The following is a 23,835-nucleotide window of genomic DNA, read 5'->3' as shown; positions in this document are numbered from 1 at the left end:
TTCAAAATAAGAACACATCATTTGATCTCATATCCTTTTTAACTTTTAAAAGCATAACAAACCTTTGCATAACAAACCTTTCAATTGAAACCCAAAACAGCATTCGATTTATTATATTTGAATTCTTTAATTTTTTAAATCATGAAGCACATTATTTTAGCCCTATTCGTTACGACCATTTTACTGTCCTGTAAAGATGATAAAAAAACAGATCAGCCCGTTGAACAGAACATAACAGAAACCGAAGTCAATGAAGAGGAATGGATTCACCTTTTTGATGGTACCAGTACAGAAGGGTGGAGAGCCTACAATGGAGAGACCTTACCTCAAGGATGGGTCATAAAAAATGGCGAACTAACCTTTGATACTGAAATACGAACAGAAGCTAACAGACAAGGCGGCAAAGACATTGTATATGCCGCGGAGGAATTCGATAATTTCGAATTATACTGGGAATGGAAGATTCCTGAAGGTGGAAACAGCGGGATGATGTATCATGTCAACGAGGGTGAATGGCCACCATACGAGGTGTCTCCCGAATATCAAATGCTGGATGATCTAAAATGGGAAGAAATTAATAATGACACCTTAGCGGATTGGCAGAAAACAGGAGCTGATTATGCCATGTACGTTCCTGATGAAAGTCAGAAAATTGTAAAACCAGCAATGGAATGGAATACGTCGCGCATCATTTTTACACCGGAGAAAGTAGAGCATTGGCTGAATGGGAAAAAACTACTTGAATTTGTCCCCTGGTCAGAAGATTGGGAAACTCGAAAAAAAACAGGAAAATGGAAAGATTATCCAAAGTATGGCACTTTTAAATCTGGTTATATTTCAATTCAAGACCACGACAGTCCATTATGGTTACGAAACATTAAAATAAAAAAACTATAGCTTAAACCTAAATTATGAACAAAAGAGAATTTTTAAAACGAAGCGGTTTGGGCGTTACAGGTTTGGTTTTAGCACCCTCAATAATCATGTGTAAATCTCAAACAGAGCATCAGCGATTGCGAACGGCCCATATTGGGGTGGGCAATATGGGTAATGAAGATCTGAAATCTATAGCTTCTCATCCACTGGTTGACGTTGTTGCCTTGTGCGATGTAGACGCCAATTATCTCAAGGCGGCGAAAACGCAATATCCCGATGCCAGAACCTTTACAGATTACAGGATCATGCTAAAAGAGTTAGAGGATGAGATTGATGCTGTTATTGTTTCAACCCCGGATCACACCCATGCACCGGCGGCAATGCTGGCCATGGAATTCGGTAAAAATGTGTATTGCCAGAAACCTTTAACACATTATGTGTCTGAAGCCAGAGCCATGAATAGCATGGCAGAAAAAAACCAACTGGTCACCCAGATGGGCATCCAGGTGCATTCATTTTACGATTATAAATTGGCTACCTTATTAATTCAGTCGGGTATTATTGGGAAGGTGCATACCGTCCATGCCTGGTCACCAAAAAACTGGGGGTACAATGGGGACCTCCCAGAGGGCAGTGATCCCATACCTGAAACATTGGATTGGAACTTATGGCTGGGCACCTCAAAAGAGCGGCCCTATAAAGAAGGATTCTATCATCCTGGCAATTGGCGTAAACTAATAGATTATGGCTGTGGCACCTTAGGTGATATGGGCGTTCATATTTTTGACACCCCTTACAATGCACTGGCACTCGATGTTCCTCTAACCATTAAGAACGAATGTCGGCCACCGAATACATTAGGCTATCCGGAGAACAATGTGGTGACCTATGCGTTCCCTCAAACCAAGTATACTGCTGAAACCTTAACCTGGATATGGTATGACGGTCCAGGAGCTCCCAGAGATCATCAGGATTTAAAATTACCGGGGATAAATTCGTCAGACATGGATACCTCAGAGGATGATCAAAGTTTAGAAGATAAAATGTCTCTGGATGCGAAGATTGCTGAAGAAGGACAATTACCTGAACAGGGGGCGATGTTTGTTGGTGAAAAAGGGCGGTTGCTCCTACCACATTTCATGCAGTTACCTAAAAAAATAGTAGATGGGGCATATGTTGATATATCCTCAGAAATTGCAGCTATCTCCGAGGCACATAATTTGGGTGAACCGGTGCGTGATTATGCATCTGAAGGACCAAAGCACTATCACGAATTTGTAGATGCCTGCCTGGGTCGCGGCACCTGCAGTGCACCGTTTTCCTATGCTTCTAAATTAACAGAGACTATACTTCTGGGGGTGATTGCGGGTCGATTCCCAGACCAAACCCTGCATTGGGACAGTAGTAGTGCGAAATTTGAGGAGGACGAAGCGAACATCTATTTGAAAGGCACCTACAGAGCATTTTAAAGCGGTATCATAACGCTTACACCAGGAACTGAAAAAGATCCGGTTTATCGTTGAGATAGTCACCGTAAAAATTGCGGTCTTTCATTTTGGTCACTAAAGGTTGCAAATCGCTTGTGGATTTCAATTGAATGCCAACCACGGCAGAACCATTTTCACGGTTTGTTTTTTTTGCGTATTGAAAATAGGTGATATCGTCATCAGGCCCTAATATATCCACTACAAATTCCCTGAGGGCTCCGGCGCGCTGGGGAAACTTAACGATAAAATAGTGCTTTAAATTGGCATAGAGCAGGGCCCGTTCCTTTATTTCAGGTGTTCTGGTAATGTCGTTATTACTCCCGGTAACCACACATACCACGTTTTTGTCCTTAATCTTATCGGCATAAAAATCCAATGCTGAAATACTCAGGGCACCCGCCGGCTCAACAACAATAGCATCTTTATTGTATAAGTCCAAAATGGTTTGACACACCTTTCCCTCAGGAACAGTGATCACATCGTGTAAATTTGATTTGCAAATCTCAAACGTTAAATCACCAACACGTTTTACCGCGGCACCATCAATAAATCTATCAATTTGCTTCAATTCGGTATTTCGGTTGTTTTTAATGGATGTCAGCATGGAGGGCGCACCCTCAGGTTCTACACCAATGATTTTGGTTGTGGGCGACAAGGCTTTGAAGACCGAAGACAATCCAGCCGACAGGCCGCCTCCTCCAACCGGCACAAACACATAATCAACAGTAACCGTACTTTGTTCGATGATCTCAAGTCCAACAGTGGCCTGACCTTCGATGACCTTTTTATCATCGAAAGGATGGATAAATGTTTTTTGAAGTTCCTTACACTCGTTCATGGCCGCATGGTAGGCGTCGTCGAAGGTATCACCGACCAATTTGATTTCAACACAATCCTCGCCGAACATCATAACCTGATCCAACTTCTGTTTTGGGGTGGGTGTGGGCATGTAGATCGTCCCGTGTATTTTCAACAGTTTACAGGATAAGGCGACACCCTGTGCATGGTTACCTGCACTGGCACAAACCACACCGTGACTGGATTGCTCTGCGCTTAGTGAACTTAACTTATTGTATGCCCCTCTTATTTTATAGGACCGTACCTGTTGAAGGTCCTCACGCTTAAACAAGATATTTGCCTGAAACAGCTTCGAATATCTGAGACTAGGGCTTAAAGGCGTAACTGCCGATACGTTCTTAATCGTATCGGCAGCCTGTTGTATATCACTAAGATTAGGAAAATATGTTGTCTTTTCCTTATTCATGTTTCCACTGTTTTACCCTCTAATTCATCCCATTTGATGATTACATTTCTAATGATACCTTAATTGCTAAACAATAGGCTTCATAGCAGTCATTGACGCTCTTAAGAAGGCTCCAATTTTTTCTACAGGATGTGATCTTAAGGCCTTATTAACCTCAATTAATTTGGCGTTATCTACGCTGTTACCATTATCTTTTGCATAGGCTTTTCCAATGACATCGGTGTCGATGGTTTTCATAAAATCGGCCAGTAATGGTTTACAGGCATGATCGAATAAATAACACCCATATTCTGCAGTATCGGATATAACACGATTCATCTCGTACAATTTTTTTCGTGCAATGGTATTGGCAATTAAGGGTGTTTCATGCAGGGATTCGTAGTAGGCCGACGCATCGATTATTCCGGATTCCGTCATGGATTCAAATGCCAGCTCTACACCCGCTCTCACAAAGGCCACCATTAACACACCATTATCGTAGTATTCCTGCTCTGCTATTTCAACATCCCCTGCCGGTGTTTTTTCAAAAGCAGTCTCGGCCGTAGCTGCCCTCCAATCCAATAGGTTTTTATCGTCGTTGGCCCAATCTTCCATCATACCCTTTGAAAAATTACCCTCCATGATATCATCCATATGCTTCTGGAACAGTGGGCGCATGATATCCTTTAATTCCTCAGACAATTCAAAGGCTTTAATTTTTGCAGGATTAGATAAGCGGTCCATCATATTAGTTACCCCCCCGTATTTAAGGCCTTCTGTAATGGTTTCCCATCCATATTGGATCAATTTGGAGGCATACCCAGGATCGATCCCCTTTTCAATCATTTTGTCAAAACAAAGAATTGATCCCGTCTGCAGTAAGCCGCATAAAATCGTTTGTTCACCCATTAAATCACTTTTAACTTCAGCAACGAAAGACGATTCCAGCACCCCTGCCCGATCACCTCCGGTTGCTACGGCATAGGCCTTCGCCTGGTCCCAGCCTTTCCCTTCCGGATCATTTTCCGGATGAACCGCTATTAATGTTGGTACTCCGAACCCGCGTTTGTACTCCTCTCTCACCTCGGATCCGGGACATTTAGGGGCTACCATGATAACTGTTAAATCTTTGCGTATCTGCATGCCCTCCTCAACAATGTTAAACCCATGCGAATAGGACAGGGTCGCTCCCTTTTTCATTAGGGGCATAACGGCATTGATAACATTGGTATGTTGTTTATCGGGTGTAAGGTTGAGCACCAAATCTGCCGTGGGCAGCAAGTCTTCATAGGTTCCAACATGAAATCCATTTTCGGTGGCATTTCTATAAGAGGCCCTTTTCTCAGCAATTGCTGCTCCTCGCAATGCATATGCGATATCCAATCCGGAATCTCTCATGTTTAACCCTTGATTAAGGCCCTGTGCTCCACAACCCACAATTACGATTTTTTTACCCTTTAAAGCATTTACACCGTCCTCAAATTCTGAGGCCTCCATAAATCTACATTTCGATAATTGCTCTAATTTGTCCCTTAATGATAAGGTATTAAAATAATTTCCCATTTCTAATTTTGATTACTATTGGTTATTGAATGCTAAAAGCATTTCTGTTATTTTCATTTCATCCTTTGTGACAGCGATACGACCTGAACGGACAAATTGCATAATGCCAAAGGCACTGAGTGCTTTTCTCAATTCTTCAATTTCAAAACGTCTTCCTGATTTTTCAAGCACAAAGAATTCTTTGTTTACGGTTATAATTCGGGTATCACTTTCTTTTATGATATTTTGAATCTGAGGCTCCTCAAATAACAGCTCAGATTTAATTTTAAACATACAGGACTCGGTAAAAATGGTTTCCTCATCCGTATGATAATAGGCTTTTATGGTTTCTACCTGCCGCTCAATCTGACCAATAATTTTTTTAGCCTGTGATTCGGTAATGTTCACAACGATTACAAAACGATTCACACCTTCAATTTCGGATTGTGAGGTCGTTAAACTTTCTATGTTGATGTGTCTCCGTTGAAATATTGCTGAAATGCGGTTAAGTAAACCGATGTTATTTTCAGTATAAACAGAAATCGTAAAGGATTTTATTTCTTCGTTCATGTTATGTTTTTAAAATTTAGCTTAAGCGAATATCAGAAACCGATGCTCCTGAGGGAATCATTGGAAACACATTATCTTCTTTCTCAACACATACTTCAAGGAAGTAGGCTTTATCAGATGCCATCATGTCTTCTACGGCTTTAGCCAATTCCTCCCTTTTGGTCACTCTTTTGGCTTCCAAATGATAGCCTTTGGCAATCGTTACAAAATCCGGATTGGTCATTACTGTGGAAGCGTAGCGCTTATCGAAAAATAATTGTTGCCATTGGCGTACCATACCTAAAAACTCATTGTTCAAAACCACAATTTTTACCGGAATTTCCGTTTGAAAAATCGTTCCCAATTCCTGAATGTTCATTTGAAAACCACCATCGCCGATAATGGCCACAACGTCGCGATCCGGTTCTGCCATTTTCGCTCCCATCGCAGCTGGAAGCGCAAATCCCATAGTTCCCAATCCTCCGGATGTTATGTTGCTTTTGGTTTTGTTGAATTCCGAATAGCGACAGGCAATCATTTGGTGTTGTCCGACATCAGAGACAATTGCCGCGTCACCTTTACTTTGCTTGTTGATCTCCTTGAGTACTTCGCCCATGGTTAACCCTTCCTTGGTGGGTGTAATATCATGTTTTATGACCTTTTCAAACTCAATATCATAAAGCTTTTTAAACTCCTGAAGCCACTGTTCATGCGTGTTTTCATTGAGCAAGGGTAAAAGGGACTGCAGACTCGCTTTGGCATCCCCCAAAACAGCAACATCCGTTTTTACATTTTTATCGACCTCTGCAGGATCGATTTCAAAATGAATCACCTTTGCCTGCTTGGCATAGGTTCTGAGGTCACCCGTTACGCGGTCGTCAAAACGCATTCCGATAGCAATTAGCACATCACACTCATTGGTCAGTACATTGGGAGCATAGTTTCCATGCATGCCCACCATGCCAACATTTAAGGGATGTGAGGTTGGGATCGCCGAAGCACCCATAATAGTCCATGCTGCAGGAATACCGGCTTTTTCAACAACAGCTTTAAGTTCGTCTTCCGCTTCGCCCAAAATAATACCTTGCCCCCAGACAATCATAGGCCGCTTGGCGTTATTTATTAAATCTGCGGCCTCCTGTAGCGTCTTAGGATCGGTTTTGGGTACGGGAATATAACTTCTAATACCTGTACATTTTTCATATTTAAAATCCAATTCCCCAAACTGGGCATTTTTCGTAATGTCAATTAAAACAGGTCCCGGCCGTCCAGTTTTGGCGATGTAAAATGCTTTAGCTATCACTTCCGGAATCTCATCGGCCTCCGTTATCTGGTGGTTCCATTTGGTTACCGGGGTAGAAATTCCCACGATGTCAGTCTCCTGAAAGGCATCGCTACCCAGTAAGTGTGATGGAACCTGACCTGTAATACATACTATAGGCGTAGAGTCTATTTGGGCATCAGCAATACCCGTTACCAAATTGGTTGCCCCGGGCCCTGATGTTGCCATAGCCACACCGACTTTACCAGAAATTCTGGCATATCCCTGGGCGGCATGGGCTGCACCCTGCTCATGACGGGTGAGCACATGATGTATTCTATCCTGATACTTGAATAACTCATCGTACACGGGCATGATCGCACCACCAGGATAACCATAAAGTACATCAACACCTTCGGCTATTAAACTTCGTATAACGGCCTCACTTCCACAGATACGTTCTGTAGTTTGTTTTGAAGCGTCCTGCGCTTGTATCGTTTGCGTTTCTTTCATATTTAGTAATTCTTTGAATCCTTTTTCTGTTCCACAGAAATTTAAAATGCATCCGTAACACAGCCTTTTGAGGCCGATGCTACCGATTGAGCATATTTATATAAGATTCCTTTTTTATGTTTTAATTCCGGTGCAGTCCATTGGGCTCTTCGTGCAGCCAGCTCATCATCCGAGAGCAACACATTGAGGGAATTATCTTCTGCACTGATTCTAATCCTATCGCCGGTCCTTATCAACCCAATGGCTCCGCCTGTTTGGGCTTCCGGTGTAATGTGTCCTACTACAAATCCATGAGTCCCTCCCGAAAAACGTCCATCGGTAATCAAGGCAACCGATTTTCCCAGACCGGCACCCATAATGAGGGAGGTGGGCTTGAGCATCTCCGGCATACCAGGACCTCCTTTTGGTCCGACATAACGGATCACAACAACGTCACCTTTTTGAACTTCCCCATTCGAAATACCCGTATTGGCAGCCTGCTCACCGTCATAGACTACCGCTTTGCCCTCGAATACCAGGCCTTCCTTTCCCGATATCTTGGCGACCGCCCCTTCAGTGGCAAGGTTCCCATAAAGGATCTGCAAGTTACCTGAAGCTTTTAAGGCCTTATCTGTTGGATAGATCACATCCTGATGGTCTTCAAATTCAAGAGCTTCCACGTCCTTCAGGTTTTCCGCCAGGGTTTTTCCAGTAACGGTCATGCAATCACCGTGTAAATAGCCCTGGTCCAACAAATATTTCATTACGGCTGGTGTTCCTCCGATACCATGAACATCCTCCATCAAATATTTACCCGATGGTTTCAGGTCGCCTATTAATGGCGTCCTATCGCTAACACGCTGAAAATCTTCTAAAGTAAACTCGATATCGGCTGCATGCGCTATGGCCAGAAAATGCAAGACCGCATTTGTAGAGCCTCCTAAGGCATTGACCAATGCAATGGCATTTTCAATAGACTTTTTTGATATAATATCTAAAGGTTTCAGGTCCAATTCCAGGAGATTTTTTATCGCCTTTGCCGTACGTTCTGCCTCAGATAACTTATTTGGATTCTCTGCAGGAATGGAAGAATTATAGGGTAAGGCAAATCCCATACATTCAATGGCAGATGCCATCGTATTGGCGGTATACATCCCACCGCAGGCTCCAGCACCCGGAATAGCCCGCTTAATGATTTCCCTATACTCATTATCATCAATCTCTCCCGCAACTTTCTGACCCAAGGCCTCAAAAGCAGAGACAATATTTAATTTTTTCCCTTTGTAGTTGCCCGAGGCAATGGTACCCCCGTACATCATTACAGAGGGTCTGTTCAATCGCAACATGGCTATAACTGCTCCCGGCATGTTTTTATCACATCCCACAACAGAAACCAGGGCGTCATAACTCTGTGCCTGCATTACCGTTTCTATTGAGTCGGCAATGATGTCTCTCGACGCCAAAGAATAATTCATACCTGAAGTCCCCATGGATATCCCGTCGCTAACACCAATGGTATTAAATCCTAAGCCCACCATATTCGCCATGTTACATTCCATCTTAACTTCAGTCGCTAAACCATTCAAATGCATATTACACGGATTACCATCATATCCTGTACTGGCTATACCCACCTGGGGCTTTTTCATATCTTCATCAGTTAATCCTACCGCATAGAGCATGGCCTGAGACGCGGGTTGAGATACATCCTGAGTAAGCCTTCTGCTATATTTATTAAGTTCTTTCATATTTATTGCAAATCGTTCTGCATAACTACTGTTCTTGTAAAAATATCCTATCTAATTAGGATTTTCAGTGATTATTCTACAATACCATAAAATCAGCTACGAAATTAATTGTTTACAGCATTTATTCTATTTTTTAGCATTTTTCAGGTTTAAATCCATGACTTATATTATTTAGTCAAAATACTGGTTACCAGTTATTTAAAAGCATATTTTTATGATGTTCAAAAACTAAAAATTATACAAGAAAAAAGCCTTCCATTACGGTAAGGCACTATATACCTCCTGTTTTCATGAAGTATTCCTCATTCTATTGAACAACTTACAACAGCACTGACAGAAATGCTATTTTTAAATTGATGGGCATCTTATCCCGGCAATTATCCGCGATATCAATGGAATACTCGATTCGTTCCCGATAAGGGTACAAGTCGTTTGAAGTGCAATTTACCCTGTACTGCGGACAGACAAAGCGGCATGATGCATCTCTTTTTTGATTTTTTATTCAATCCAGCACCTGTGGGTATTTTTTGATTGTAAAAATTAACGCTTGTTTCTTTTTATTTTTTTAATTTTGCCAGCACAACAGAATAGAGGATAGATTTGACTGATTGCAACCTCTCTCTGAATCGAATACCATCGAGGATGAGGTCTCGAATGCACAACGAGATACAAAAATGCTAAAGGCAGTGTAAACTTCCTTTGACGCTCTCGTCAGATCTTCAATTAAATTTTAAAATATGTCATATTTATTTACTTCGGAAAGCGTTTCTGAAGGACATCCCGATAAGGTTGCAGACCAAATTAGTGATGCATTGATCGATCATTTTTTAGCCTTTGATGTGGATTCAAAAGTGGCCTGTGAAACTCTTGTGACCACGGGTCAGGTGGTTTTGGCCGGTGAAGTGAAATCACATACCTACCTGGATGTTCAAAAAATTGCCAGAGACACCATCAATAAAATTGGATACACTAAGGGGGAATACATGTTTGACGGTAATTCCTGTGGTGTCTTTTCTGCGATTCATGAGCAGTCGGAAGATATTAATCGAGGTGTCGACCGCGGAAATAAAGAAGAGCAGGGTGCCGGAGATCAGGGAATGATGTTTGGTTATGCTACGAGTGAAACAGAAAACTATATGCCACTGGCATTGGACTTATCGCATCGTTTGTTAAAGGAACTTGCCGAATTGCGTCGTGAACATAAGGACATTACCTATTTGAGGCCGGATTCTAAAGCACAGATCACTATTGAATACAGTGATGACAATGTGCCTCAGCGAATTGACTCGATTGTCTTATCCACACAGCACGACGAATTCGCCGATGAGAACACCATGCTTGAGAAAATAAGGGCGGATGTTAAAGCCATTTTAATTCCGCGAGTTGTTGCCACATTACCCGAGGCCATACAAAAACTGTTCAATGACGGCATTACCTACCACATTAACCCGACTGGTAAATTTGTTATCGGCGGACCGCATGGGGATACCGGACTTACTGGGCGTAAAATAGTGGTTGACACCTACGGCGGTAAAGGGGCCCATGGCGGGGGTGCTTTTTCGGGTAAAGATCCGAGTAAAGTAGATCGGAGTGCTGCATACGCCACACGCCATATTGCCAAAAATTTAGTTGCCGCCGGTGTGGCAGAAGAAGTTTTGGTTCAGGTGAGCTATGCTATTGGTGTTGTCGAACCTATGGGTATATTTATAAACACCTATGGAACCTGTCCATTTAATATGACCGATGGTGAAATTGCGGAAAAAGTATCGCAAATCTTCGATATGCGTCCCTATGCCATTGAAGAACGCCTAAAATTAAGGGCACCTATTTACAGTGAAACAGCGGCTTACGGCCATATGGGGCGCAACAATGAAACAGTAACCAAAACGTTTACCCAACCTAATGGAGACAGTGTGACCCTTGATGTGGAATTATTTACCTGGGAAAAATTAGACTATGTGGACCGCGTGAAGTCTGCCTTTGGCCTATAAACCGGGATTAGAACCTATGTATTAAGAGACTACTTGCACAGTGGTCTTTTTTTTTAATGCCCATCCTATTCATACCAATTCGAGGTATAGCATTCATAAACCGGAGGCTGTATTTCTAAAATCAGGTTTTATGCTCATTATGAAAGGGCAATGCGCCGATGATACAAAGACCAGGATTTAAAGGCCTGAGCATCGCTTTAGTAAGATGTGAGTATATTTTTTGTGTTCCATAGGTAGATTAATTAAAAATTGTCCTGTGAATTTTAAAAATTCACAGGACAATTTTGAAAATTCACAGGACAATTTTCGCAAGCCGTGCTTACAAAATTTTTAAGACCTCAGCACAGATACTAACACCGCCGACTATAATTTCCCAGAAGAGCCGTTGGCATACCTTATTTAAGAAACCGATGTAACGTAGACGGAATGATTTGATTACAATTCATATCGTAAGCGAAATGTGATAAAGCGCGGTTGGATGAAATACTCTGTTGCACTTACCGAAATGTTGTTGGATCGGCTGGTATTCTGTGATCTGGTATCCAAGAGGTTTGTTGCTTTGATTTCATATTCCCATTTACTGTCGGCATTCTTCCTGTAGGACAAAGAAGCGTCCCAAAACTCGAAGGAATTGATTTTTCTGTCCTCATCGCTAAAACTGTTATAGGAATAATCCGTACGAAAGGTGAATGATTTAAAAATCACCGCATCGAATTCTATTGACGGGGCTTTGGTGAAAAACTTGGTCCGACTTGCACCTTGATCATTATCCTGGATGCTGTAACGGTAGCCCAATTCGAAATTTGGTGCTTCCCTGAAATTAGTGCGCAGTTCTGCCCGGTAACTATGAGAATAATTTTCGTTTACAGAGGGTGTTCCATTGATAATCTGGTTAAATTTATTGTAATTGAAATTTCCGTTCAGGGTTCCCCTGAATTTTCCAATTGTTTTCTGTATACGGGCACTGGCACTGGCACTTTCATCTGCGAAGTTGGAATTAAAGGGTGTACTGACACGTACCACGCTCCCCGGCTGAAATTGGGAGGTTGTTCTAATTCTGTCGACCGTCTTACTGTAATTTAATCGGGCATTGACATTAGTGTAATTAAACAGATTAAAACTGAAATAGGACAAACTAAGATTATGGGAAAGGGCACTTTCCAATTCCTGGTTTCCTGAAAATATCGATCTGTAGCTGTTAAGCACCAGACCACTTGCCAGTTGGTTCACATCCGTAAACTGAGTTCGCATGGCATAGTTAAAAATAATCTGCTCACTCTTTTTTAATTGTATCCTCGTATTGAAGTCCGGTAAGAACCTGAAAAAGTTATCCGTAAAGTTGGTATCGAACTGATTATTCTTGGCACTGTAGGCATGAGCAGAAAAGCCAGGCGTAAATGTAAATATTCCAGATTTTAAGCGATAGTGCACACCGAGATATACATCGGAGAACCGATACCCGATGGCATTGGTATCCAGACCATCATTTATGTTAGGGTTGTTGTCAAATCGGGACCCATCATCAAGAAATTGAAAAATATCGGATTGAAAATCCTGCTTGCTGTATATGGTTCCTAATGTGAAATTAATATCGCTTTTGGAATTTATAATGTTCCAATAGTCCAGTTTCGCATCCAATTGATTCGACTTCACGCGCTTTTCCTGAGCCAGGTTGTAATCCAACTGCAAATTATCCAAGCCCAAGGCGGAAGCAGTACCGGCATAGTTGTCCTTATCTTCGAGGATCGCATTATAAAAAGGGTCTTCATCCTGAAGCAGGTGCTGCACCTCTAAAGCAAAGATATTGGCATCGTCCAAGGTGTAATAATAATTCAGATTTTGATTGATACTGTAGGGCTTTGCATTTTCAAATTCATCAATATTGCCATTCACCGAAGAGTAAAATAGTTGATCCTGAGACTCCTTTGAGGTTCTTGCCAAGACGTCGTAATCGAGCTGATTGTCGGTGTTAGGTTTGTATTTTGCACTAAACTTAGCCATCGCCAGATCGCTACTCTGTGCCGTATTACTTTCGGTGGACTCGTCTGGTATGTTTAAATCCGGATTGGTATAAATTACGGAGCTGTTTTCCTGTAAATCTGTTCTACTGCTCAAGAATATGGCAAAACCACTAATGTCCAGTGTTTTCTTAGGAGAGTAACTAAAATTGGCTGCACCAAACTTGGTATTAATATCCTTTGCCCGATTGTTTTGCAGGGATAAAAACCCTAGATTATTGTTCCCCAAATTAATGTTGGTACCACTGCTTCTGCTCGGACTGCGAAAACCACCGGTAAAATTGAAATAATCCCTCCGGTTAAACGCTATTTCTCCAACATTGTTTAAATCGCTAATTACATTTACGCTGTACTCCGGACTGTAATAAAAAAGTTTTGGCTGGGCCAAATACAAGGTTTTGTCATCGGCATCACCAACTCCGGCAGTAACATTACCAAACCAAAAGTTCTTTTTACCTTCCTTCAATTTAATATTAATGGCAACATTGTCCTGATTGTTGGTTACGCCACTGAGTTGCCCCACCTCTGCATAATTTTTGAGCACCTGGACCTTATCAACGGCATTTGCAGGAATGTTTTCGGTGGCCAATTTAGAATCGCCATCAAAAAAATCTTTGCCTTCAACCATAACTTTGCTTACCGCTCGGCCTTCAACTTCAATCTGGCCTTCATCATTCACTTCAACACCGGGCAGTTTGTTCAGAACATCGCCGAGTTTTCTCTCGGAACCGGATGTAAAGGAATCGGCATTATAAACTATGGTATCGCCTTTTACGGTTACAGGCATTTCGTAAACCAGTTCGATTTCATCTAAGGTATTATCATTTTGAAGCGTGAAATCCTTTATCAAATTCACCTCTCCGGTCTTTACATCGGTCTGAAGGGTTTTCATCCCAATGTAACTCACCTGAATTTTATAAGCGGCATTTTTTTCAAGGGATAATTTGTAATACCCATCTTGATTGGAGATACCATAAGAATCGAGTTTTTGTGTTTCCTGATTAATAGCAATAATGTTTGCCAATTCCAATGGGCTTCCGATACTGTCCTTTATAACCCCTTCAAACTTCAACTGAGCGAAGGCGGAATACCCCAACAACAGCAAGACAATAAGTAATCGATTTTTCATAAGTTATCCTTCCAACAATTTTAAACTAGATCAACACAAGACCATCACCTTCTCCCTCTGTACATATCTCTCATTTCTGCCATTTTGCTCATCACGATGTTCTGATATTCTGATTTTTTTACTATTTCTCCTTTACCTGGTTTTTTTATTTTCGTTTGGTCATCGGAACTCAATACGATCTTGTAGCAAAGCATGGTCGTATTATTTGCACTCACTTCAAGTATTAATCCCGGCAGTCCTGAATATTCCAATGGACCGTGACTCACAGGAATCTGAGGGGTGTACCAGGCTTCTACCTGGGTTAACTCTATAGCTTCCGTATCAGATGACTCTGCATTGCTATTGCTTCTTAATTTGTCCCATGAAAAATCATACCAGGCAATTGAATCTGATGGCACCAGAGCAAGCGCCTTCATACAGAAGTAATCCCCTATCTTTTTTGATTCGTCAGTGATATTCCATTCCAGTTTTAACAATTGATCCGCAATTAAAAACTTCTTACCATAAAACTCCTGATCTTGCAGAACCGTATTGGTCTTAATATTCTTATAGCTTGTACCAGGCGTAAAGTTCTTACCCCATGAATCGGTGGCTCCCGAAACCGCATCTAATCGTTCTTCCTCATCGAATGTCGATTCTTCGATATTAAATGTCAGTATATAATTCTTTTCCAATCTGTTTTTTAAGCGCTGCTTAATTTCCTTTTTACGCTCCTCACTCAAGGTAGCGCCCCAGCTCCCAAATTCTATGGTAGATTTAGACAAATAGTAGGCTTTCCCCTGAAAGTTTTGAGCGACTGCATCAGCAACTCCAAAAAGAAGAAACGCCATTAGTAATGAAACTTTTGTAAAATTGTGTTTTAAGGATCTCATGACTTACGTGATATATTGTTATGTTTAACAAATATATTAATTTATTAAACAATTATATCAATTGGACCAATAATCATTCATCACTTGGTTTTTAAATGTTTCATAAATGCTTGTCAAATCCCACTGAATTCAAAATGCAAATCATCACCAATCGAAAAGTGGTTCGCAGAGCATAGACGTTCTTTCAATTAATTTCTTCTCAGGTTATTTCTCCTTCTGCTTCTGAACATTTCACGCATTTCTTCCGATTTTTCCTTTACGATGATGTCGTATTCATTCTGGGTCACCTCTTTACCTTTAGCTGGTATTGTAATATCGTCCTTTTCTGATGGGTTTAAAATAATCTTTGAGCAGAGTATGGTGGTTCTGTCGGCACTTACCTCTAAAATCAGACCGGGCAATCCCCAATAGGTGTCCGGTCCCTGATTAACCGGAATTTGCGGTGTATACCAGGCCGTTACAACAACCTCACGGGGTTCATCGCCCACTTCTTTTTCCTGATTCTTGATTGCAGTAGAATCCTGTTCCTGTTCCGTATTGGGTCTCCTCCTGAACGCATTAAAGTCGAAACCTGTTATTTTTTTCCTGGCGGTTGCCTTAAAACAGGTGTACTGTCCAATGGCCTTGGTTTCAGAATCCAATTGCCATTCTAATTCCGGCAGATCATCCTTAACTAAAAATTGTTTTCCCATGAATTCATGCTCCTGCAAAAATTGTTTTGAATGTACATTTTTGTAAAGATCCCCACCGGCATTGCGCATCATACCAAACCGGAATCCTCGTCCTCCTTGTCCCGGGGCCTCCAATCGTTCTTCCTCCTTATAGATAGATTCTACCTGATTAAAGGTGAGAACAAAGGACTTTTCCAGGAAACTTTTCATCCGATCGGCAATTTGTTTTTTCCGTTCTTCCGTTAACTGACCTCCGCCAAAATTGCTCATATCAACGGTGGTTTTCGACAGGTAGAAGGCCTTACCCTGAAACTTATTCTGAGAATAAACGATAAAGGAAAGACATAAAGAAACAATTAATGTTGTGGTTTTAAGAGTAGCGTTTCGCATTGGAAATAGTATTATTGTGCCCTAAATCTAAGACATTATGCAAATTAGACCATTTCCACGTGATTTGGTTTAATCCATTATGCGTTAAATCGCACTTGAGATCACCCTCCTATTCTAATTTCAATGCGTTCACCATCGTCATGGCCGACATCACTGAATCGATCCCGTTCTTCTTCTAATTTCTTTTCTACTATCGCTTCGTATTCCGCCTGATCGACTTCCTTTCCCTTTTCGGGTTCCTTTATGCTTATACTCTTATCCGGATTGAGTACGATCTTACTGCAAAGGATACTTTCTTCACCATCGCTGACTTCTAAAATAAGGCCCGGCAGACCATAATACCTGGCCGGTCCGTTATTTAATGGTATCTGTGGTGTATACCAAGCCGTAACCGTTATTTCGCGAGTTTGGGGTGTCTCATCGGTCTCTGCATCAAGATCTTTGTCACCATTGATACTTATACCTCCCTGAACCACATCGACAACACGCTTCAATGTAGCCTTATAACAGGTATATTTTCCAATATTCTTGGTTTCATTCTCCAGAGTCCAATCTAATTTTTCAAGATCGTCCTTTACCAGAAATAGTTTACCAAAAAATTCAGTCTGTGAGGTGTAGCGGTTGGCCTTCATATCCTTATAAAGCACATCTGCACCATCCGTTGTAATAAACATCATTCGCATGTTTCCTGCCCGAGGTGCTTCTAATGTTTCATCTTCCTTATAAATTGAAGCCTGCTGGTTGAAGGATAACACAAATGTTTTCTCGAATTGCTTTTTAAGCATCTCGATCATGCGCTGATGCATCTCCGAAGTCATTTGGGTACTGTCCAATGGAACCTCTATTTTACGTTTGGTCTTATAGGTTGCTACACCTTGAAAATCCTGTGCGAATAGTCCATTGGAAATACACCAAATGATTACTAAAATTAAAAACTGTTGCATTTTTTGATTTGATTTTAAATTGACATTGCAAAAATGGGATATCTTTCCATATAAAACCGTTAACTAGTGTTAACGTGTGTTAACCGATTCGTTAAATCGCTTTTTTAAGGCTATTTTTGAACTGTCATTTGAATGCAATGTTCTAAAAAGGACCGTCATAGCACCTGAAGAGGCACATTGAAAACAGGTTTCAATAAGATAGAACAGACCGCTAGAGGTTTTGATAATGTAAGTCTTTTTATAGCATGTAAAGTAATATCCCCTGATGAACCAGGACCACACGAGATTGCATGGCGATTCAAGGCTAATCATGTGCCTGAGGAGATTTTTGGTCAGGCCGTCTAAAACGTAAAATGACCTCGTGGAATAGCTTATAATTAAACAACACGAATATGAATGCTTCTAAATTGAAATGGATTCTTTATTTTATTGCATTTGTTATTTTATGCACCATTGGTGTACAGGTCTATTGGAACTATAAAAATTACCAGGCCAATAAAAGACAACTTATCAATGATGTTCAACTGAGCCTTGATAATGCTGTAGAATCCTATTTCGCCAACCTTGCCAAAACAAAAACCCTGGCCTTTGCATTCAAATCCAATTTGGGCGAATCAGAGTTGAACCCCAAATCCTTAATGGACAGCCTGGTCCATGAGATTAGGATTGGATCAACTGATCAGATGAAGCCGGATTCGCTAAAAGCGAATGGTTCTAACCATATAAAACATTTAAAAATCGAAAGGTTTGATATGCAGAATGATACCCTTAGCCACAAATGGGAATCCGACAACATTATAGTAAAGGAAATAGAGAAGGAACACAGGCGTGATTCTCTCGGAATTATTGATTTCTCGATGCTCACGTCTAAGGTACTCGTCTCTTTGGCGGCCGATACGCTGCGATTAGAAAAAATAGACAGTCTGTTAAAAAATGATTTGCAAAGCAAAGATCTGGATATTCGTTACAACCTGGAATTTGAGGTCCCGGACAAGAATGTACAGTATATGAAGCACACCGATTTGGAAAAAACGCCAATAACCTTGAGCTCGAAATCGAATTATTTGCCTCTTGACAGCAACCTAACCATGCATTTCACTAATGAAACAATAATCATTCTTAAACGTATCCTTTTGAGTATTTTGATTTCTACCCTGTTGATTGTTGCGGTTATAAGTTCCCTGTTTTATTTATTGCGAATAATCAGACATCAAAGACAGTTATCAGAGGTTAAAAATGATCTCATAAGCAACATAACACATGAATTCAAAACACCTATCGCAACGATTGGTGTGGCTCTCGAGAGTATCAGTAGATTTAACGTCATTGAAGACAAGGCAAAAACAAAATCCTATGTCGACATGTCTGCGACCCAACTGAACAAACTCAATGTTATGGTAGAAAAACTTCTTGAGACGGCAACCTTAGATAGTGATACCTTAGAACTCAATAAAGAGTTCCTAGATGTTGCGAATCTAATAGACAGCCTGGTGCAGCGCTATAAAACACAACATCCCGAAAAAACACTTATATTGAACACTGGCATGGATGAACTTACAGTCCAGGCTGATCCCTTTCATATTGAAAATGCCTTGAACAATATTTTAGACAATGCCATAAAATATGGTGGCGACACCATTGCAATTGATTTAGGAACAGATAACCAAAATTGTCAGATCATCATTTCAGATAGTGGCAACACCTTAAAAAAGGAGCATAAAGACAAAATCTTTGAAAAGTTCTATAGGGTTCCAAAAGGCAATACACACGATGTGAAAGGTTATGGTATTGGACTTTATTATACAAAAACCATTATAGAAAAACACGACGGGGCTATTGAAATTGCACTGAACAACGACAAAACCTCATTTAAAATAAGCCTTCCAAATGGATAAACCAACAACGATACTATTGGCGGAGGATGAACCCGCTTTGGGACAAATCATTAAGGAAAGTTTGGAAACCCGGAACTTTGAGGTGCTCTTGTGTAAAGATGGTGAAGTGGCTTATGAGGTATACCGTAAAGCGTCTCCGGAACTGCTTGTATTGGATGTTATGATGCCCAGGAAGGATGGATTTACGCTGGCCAAAGACATTCGGGCCATAGACGATGCCATTCCCATTATTTTCTTAACCGCTAAATCTCAAACACAGGATGTCGTTGAAGGGTTCTCAATTGGGGGTAACGATTATTTAAAAAAACCTTTCAGTATGGAAGAGCTTATTGTAAGGATAAACAATTTGTTAAACCGAACCAAGCTTCAGCAATCATCCTCCCTATTGCAAATAGGACATTACAAATTCAATTTTCCAAAGCAATTGCTTCAATACAAGGAAATGGATGAAGTTCAGTTAACGCATCGTGAAGCCCACCTCCTGTATCATTTGGTGAAGCATAAGAATCAGGTTTTAGATCGCTCCCTGATCTTAAATAAGCTTTGGGGGAATGATGATTTTTTCAATGCACGAAGCATGGATGTCTTTATTACCAAACTAAGAAAAAAGTTAAGTGAGGACGACAGTATTCAAATCATCAATGTTCGCGGATTTGGTTATAAGTTAATATGTTGATTGTAATATGATTTTTGTATTTTTCAAGTCGCACTATGAAAGGTCTAATTTACGTATTCATATTACTTTCATCCTCGGTATTTTCTCAGGATAGAATTGAACCTGTATTTCTGAAAAAAACAGATTTAAATGTTGAAAAACTAGTTGGTATCGATAATTTTGAGGCAATATATTACATTCAGAATAATGTCTTTCACAAATCATCTCCTACAAAGCCTTTAACATATAACAATTTTAAGCTTGGAGAGCTTAGTTCGGCGAACATTTTTAATCCTCTAAAAATCAATTTATATTATAGGGACCTCAATGTGGTCGTTATCCTTGACAATCGATTAGCTGAAGTTTTCCTTATCAACTTCAATGATCTTGACATTTATAGAAATGTAACTCAAGTTTCTACCGGATATGACAACACCCTTTGGCTCTTTAATCAAGATACACAGGAACTTGAATTGTATGATTATAAAACCCGTTCTTCGAGGGTAAAGACCTTGCCTGTGCAGGACGAGGTGTTAGACTTGAAAAGCAACTACAATACCTGCTGGCTGTTAACCAGGACCCACCTGTATGTTTATAATTATTTTGGAAGCCTGCTACATAAATTTGAACATCCGGGGTTTAACAACATTTCGGAATACAACGGCAATTTAGTTTTGGAAAAGGAAAACCACTTGTATTTCATGAAGAAAAACTCGGGCCTTTTTCTTCCCCTAGAAATCAAAAATTTGTTGATAACTCATTTTTTTGTAACCAACGAAACCTTGTATATTTACGATTCCAAATTTCTATACGAATACCAATTAAAAACAAATTAGTACTATGCACATTGCAATTGCCGGAAACATTGGTGCTGGAAAAACAACGCTAACCACGCTTTTAGCCAAACACTATAAATGGGAACCTCAATTGGAAGATGTGGTAGACAATCCGTATCTGGACGATTTTTATAATCAGATGGAACGATGGAGTTTTAATTTACAGGTCTATTTTTTAAACAGTCGTTTTCGTCAGGTCCTGCAGATCAGGCAAAGTGGCAGGGACATTATTCAGGATCGCACCATTTACGAGGATGCGCATATCTTTGCTCCCAATTTGCATGCCATGGGCCTTATGACGAATCGGGATTTTGAAAATTATCGTGCCCTTTTCGACCTTATGGAATCTCTTGTAAAGGGACCTGATTTACTTATTTATTTACGCAGTTCCATTCCTAACCTGGTTTCTCAAATTCACAAACGCGGCCGTGATTACGAGAACACGATCAGCATTGATTATTTAAGTCGCCTTAATGAAAGGTACGAAGCCTGGATACATGGTTACGAGAAAGGTAAATTACTCATTATCGATGTCGATAAACTTAATTTCGTTGATAACCCGGAAGATTTAGGAAATGTTATCAATAAGATCGATGCTGAAATACACGGCTTATTCTAAGTCCTTTTTTATAGATTCAATTTTAGATTGTTCCCTTTGCCTTAGTAAATGAAAGCCAAAAAAAATACGTTGTCCCCATTGGTGATCTCCGGAAACAACGTATCTCATTTTATAAATTGAAACGATCTACTCGATCACCTCTATTTTAATTTCCTGTGTGAGTGCTTCAGGCTTTTCCACGTTCATATCGTCTTTTAAAGCTTCAATTTTAGCTTTAACCTCCGCTTTATCGCCCTCAAAAGTTTCATAAGCCGTTGATGTTTCACCATTTTCAACAGTGACCGTGGTTACCACCGCTTTAACAGTGCCATCCTCATTGGTCTGCATATTCACTTTTATTTCTCTTGTAATTGCTACTTTCTCCGCGTCGGTAGTACTGTTGTATGCTGTAACGGTCTCGGAACTCAATGAAATACTAGGTGCAATCACCAGGGCCACAACACTCATTAACTTCAACAATATATTTAACGAAGGCCCCGAGGTATCCTTAAACGGATCGCCTACAGTGTCACCCACTACCGCTGCCTTGTGCGCATCGGTACCTTTTCGCCCATCAGCTTCAATCATTTTTTTGGCATTATCCCAAGCCCCACCGGCATTGGATTGAAAAATAGCCATAAGCACACCACATGTGGTGACTCCAGCTAAAAGGCCACCCAACATCTGAGCCCCTCCAATAAATCCAACAGCCACCGGAACCGCCAAAGCTAACAATCCAGGCAACACCATTTCCTTTATAGAGGCTTGTGTAGATATTTCGACGCATTTTTCATATTCCGCATAGCCGTCCGCCTCATCAAATACCTTTCTGTCTGCTTCAGAGGCCTTAGACATATCCGAATTGTATTTCCTCATAATCTCTAGAGCTGCATGCAACTGCGGAATGTCCCTGAACTGACGACGTACTTCTTCAATCATGGCCATGGCAGCACGACCAACAGCCTTCATCGATAAGGCAGAAAACATAAATGGTAACATCCCACCTACTAATAATCCTGCCATGATATCCGGTTTAGACACATCTATCGATGTTATCTTCGCTGTTTTCATAAAGGCTACAAACAAGGCCAATGCCGTTAATGCTGCTGAAGCAATCGCGAAACCTTTCCCTATAGCCGCCGTTGTATTACCCACCGCATCCAACTTATCCGTTCGGTCACGTACTTCCTTTGGTAACTCAGCCATTTCGGCAATACCTCCTGCATTATCCGAAATAGGACCATAGGCATCAACAGCCAACTGTATTCCGGTATTGGCCAGCATGCCTACCGCTGCGATGGCTATACCATACAATCCGGCATAATAATGCGACACTAATATCGCACCGGCTATTAATATGATGGGCAGTGCAGTAGACATCATTCCTACTCCTAAACCGGCAATAATATTGGTTGCCGAGCCCGTTTCTGATTGCTTCACTATCGACGTTACCGGTTTTGTATCCGTACCGGTGTAGAACTCTGTAACTTTTCCAACGCAAAAACCTGCAATTAAGCCTGCAAGTGTTGCCATGAAAACCCCAAAACTACCAAAAGGTAATCCCTCTATGGTTTCCGGTATCATGGTATCAATAATAAAATAGGAGGCTATGATCATGAGCGAACCTGATCCAAACTCCCCTAAATTCAAAGCCTTGTGTGGTGATCCGCCATCCTTTACTCTCACAAAAAAGGTTCCAAGAATGGACATGACAATTCCAACAGCAGCCAAAACCAAGGGTAAATAAACGGCACCCAGACCACCAAAATCTGGAGTAAAAATAAAGGCCCCCAATACCATAGTACCAATAATGGACCCTACATACGATTCAAATAAATCGGCTCCCATTCCGGCAACATCACCCACATTATCACCTACATTATCGGCAATTGTTGCAGGGTTCAACGGATGGTCTTCAGGAATTCCAGCTTCAACCTTACCTACCAGGTCAGCACCGACATCGGCCGCCTTAGTGTATATACCCCCGCCGACACGAGCAAACAGTGCTATAGATGACGCCCCCAGGGAAAAACCGGAAAGCACATTCAATACCATTGGAATATTCTCTGAGCCCGGCCATAGGTTCTGATAGATAATGAACAAACTGCTCAACCCTAATACCCCTAGGCCAACAACGCCAAGTCCCATAACGGAACCGCCGGCAAAAGCCACTTCCAAAGCTTTCCCTAAAGATGTTCGGGCGGCCTGAGTTGTCCTTACATTGGCCTTTGTTGCCACGCGCATGCCAATAAATCCGGCCAATGCCGAACAAATGGCTCCTACAATAAAGGATATCGCCACCATCCAGTGCGATATGGGTTTACCCGTAACGCTATCTATTTGTTGAAACTCGGAGTTTCCTTTTAAGAATAATAAAATCGCCACTGCCACAACAAAAACAACCAAAATTTTATATTCGGCTTTTAAAAATGACATGGCTCCATCGGCAATATGTTTGGCAATATTGCTCATTTTTTGAGACCCCACGTCCTGTTTTTTAATCCAAAGATTTTTCACAACAACGAATAAAAGTCCTAAAACCCCAAATGCAGGCAGAAATCTTACTATTAAATCCATATTAGTTCATTAGTTTTAGTTATTATTTTTTTAACGGGGCTAAAAATAGGAAAATATAAGT

17 protein-coding genes are annotated in these 23,835 nt (G+C 40.9%); 7 read left to right on the top strand and 10 right to left on the bottom strand.

The genetic code is table 11. From position 1 onward, the window contains the following. Window positions 1-141: 141 nt before the first annotated feature. Window positions 142-897 carry a 3-keto-disaccharide hydrolase gene (locus MR041_RS06300; RefSeq protein WP_242092753.1) on the top strand — a complete coding sequence of 252 codons (756 nt, stop codon included), beginning with the start codon at window positions 142-144 and terminating at the stop codon, window positions 895-897. A 14-nt stretch (window positions 898-911) separates the two neighbouring features. Next, window positions 912-2,345 carry a Gfo/Idh/MocA family protein gene (locus MR041_RS06295; protein ID WP_242092752.1) on the top strand — a complete coding sequence of 478 codons (1,434 nt, stop codon included), beginning with the start codon at window positions 912-914 and terminating at the stop codon, window positions 2,343-2,345. Between the two features lie 16 nt (window positions 2,346-2,361). On the opposite strand, the gene ilvA is transcribed toward MR041_RS06295, so the two are convergent. The 5 genes from ilvA to ilvD form a co-directional block, all read right to left on the bottom strand. Then, on the bottom strand, window positions 2,362-3,627 hold the full coding sequence (gene ilvA / locus MR041_RS06290) for a threonine ammonia-lyase IlvA (protein ID WP_242092751.1): 1,266 nt from the start codon (window positions 3,625-3,627) through the stop codon (window positions 2,362-2,364). A 66-nt stretch (window positions 3,628-3,693) separates the two neighbouring features. Continuing rightward, complete coding sequence (gene ilvC, locus MR041_RS06285) at window positions 3,694-5,169, bottom strand: ketol-acid reductoisomerase (RefSeq protein WP_242092750.1); 1,476 nt, start codon at window positions 5,167-5,169, stop codon at window positions 3,694-3,696. A 15-nt stretch (window positions 5,170-5,184) separates the two neighbouring features. Beyond that, window positions 5,185-5,718, bottom strand: coding sequence for an acetolactate synthase small subunit (gene ilvN, locus MR041_RS06280; protein WP_242092749.1), 534 nt, complete (start codon window positions 5,716-5,718; stop codon window positions 5,185-5,187). Window positions 5,719-5,734: 16 nt separating this feature from the next. Further along, complete coding sequence (gene ilvB / locus MR041_RS06275; protein ID WP_242092748.1) at window positions 5,735-7,471, bottom strand: biosynthetic-type acetolactate synthase large subunit; 1,737 nt, start codon at window positions 7,469-7,471, stop codon at window positions 5,735-5,737. Between the two features lie 41 nt (window positions 7,472-7,512). Next, entirely contained in the window at window positions 7,513-9,198 is a 1,686-nt protein-coding gene (gene ilvD, locus MR041_RS06270) for a dihydroxy-acid dehydratase (RefSeq protein WP_242092747.1), read from the bottom strand. A gap of 737 nt (window positions 9,199-9,935) precedes the next feature. Between ilvD and metK the strand changes: the two genes are divergently transcribed. Then, window positions 9,936-11,189 (top strand): methionine adenosyltransferase, encoded by a 1,254-nt coding sequence (gene metK / locus MR041_RS06265; protein ID WP_242092746.1) that lies wholly within the window; start codon window positions 9,936-9,938, stop codon window positions 11,187-11,189. Window positions 11,190-11,624: 435 nt separating this feature from the next. On the opposite strand, the gene MR041_RS06260 is transcribed toward metK, so the two are convergent. The 4 genes from MR041_RS06260 to MR041_RS06245 form a co-directional block, all read right to left on the bottom strand. Continuing rightward, window positions 11,625-14,336: a carboxypeptidase-like regulatory domain-containing protein gene (locus MR041_RS06260; protein ID WP_242092745.1), complete on the bottom strand. Its 2,712-nt coding sequence runs from the start codon at window positions 14,334-14,336 to the stop codon at window positions 11,625-11,627. A 44-nt stretch (window positions 14,337-14,380) separates the two neighbouring features. Next, window positions 14,381-15,166: a GLPGLI family protein gene (locus tag MR041_RS06255; protein ID WP_242092744.1), complete on the bottom strand. Its 786-nt coding sequence runs from the start codon at window positions 15,164-15,166 to the stop codon at window positions 14,381-14,383. Between the two features lie 230 nt (window positions 15,167-15,396). After that, window positions 15,397-16,269: a GLPGLI family protein gene (locus tag MR041_RS06250; RefSeq protein ID WP_242092743.1), complete on the bottom strand. Its 873-nt coding sequence runs from the start codon at window positions 16,267-16,269 to the stop codon at window positions 15,397-15,399. 101 nt (window positions 16,270-16,370) lie between these two features. Further along, complete coding sequence (locus MR041_RS06245) at window positions 16,371-17,213, bottom strand: GLPGLI family protein (RefSeq protein ID WP_242092742.1); 843 nt, start codon at window positions 17,211-17,213, stop codon at window positions 16,371-16,373. A 392-nt stretch (window positions 17,214-17,605) separates the two neighbouring features. Between MR041_RS06245 and MR041_RS06240 the strand changes: the two genes are divergently transcribed. The 4 genes from MR041_RS06240 to MR041_RS06225 are packed head-to-tail and all read left to right on the top strand — an operon-like array spanning window position 17,606 to window position 21,218. Beyond that, window positions 17,606-19,108: a sensor histidine kinase gene (locus tag MR041_RS06240; RefSeq protein WP_242092741.1), complete on the top strand. Its 1,503-nt coding sequence runs from the start codon at window positions 17,606-17,608 to the stop codon at window positions 19,106-19,108. Then, the gene (locus tag MR041_RS06235) at window positions 19,101-19,784 is read left to right on the top strand and encodes a response regulator transcription factor (RefSeq protein ID WP_242092740.1); all 684 of its coding nucleotides are present in this window, start codon (window positions 19,101-19,103) and stop codon (window positions 19,782-19,784) included. Before MR041_RS06240 ends, MR041_RS06235 begins: the two co-directional genes overlap by 8 nt. A gap of 35 nt (window positions 19,785-19,819) precedes the next feature. Next, entirely contained in the window at window positions 19,820-20,599 is a 780-nt protein-coding gene (locus MR041_RS06230; RefSeq protein WP_242092739.1) for a hypothetical protein, read from the top strand. A gap of 4 nt (window positions 20,600-20,603) precedes the next feature. Then, on the top strand, window positions 20,604-21,218 hold the full coding sequence (locus MR041_RS06225; protein WP_242092738.1) for a deoxynucleoside kinase: 615 nt from the start codon (window positions 20,604-20,606) through the stop codon (window positions 21,216-21,218). A gap of 126 nt (window positions 21,219-21,344) precedes the next feature. On the opposite strand, the gene MR041_RS06220 is transcribed toward MR041_RS06225, so the two are convergent. Next, on the bottom strand, window positions 21,345-23,774 hold the full coding sequence (locus MR041_RS06220) for a sodium-translocating pyrophosphatase (protein ID WP_242092737.1): 2,430 nt from the start codon (window positions 23,772-23,774) through the stop codon (window positions 21,345-21,347). Window positions 23,775-23,835 lie beyond the last annotated feature (61 nt).

This window comes from Aestuariivivens sediminicola (genome assembly GCF_022662015.1).
Lineage (GTDB): Bacteria > Bacteroidota > Bacteroidia > Flavobacteriales > Flavobacteriaceae > Aestuariivivens > Aestuariivivens sediminicola.
The sequence above is the reverse complement of the archived record's forward strand: the minus strand, read 5'-3'. Positions and strand labels throughout refer to the sequence as shown.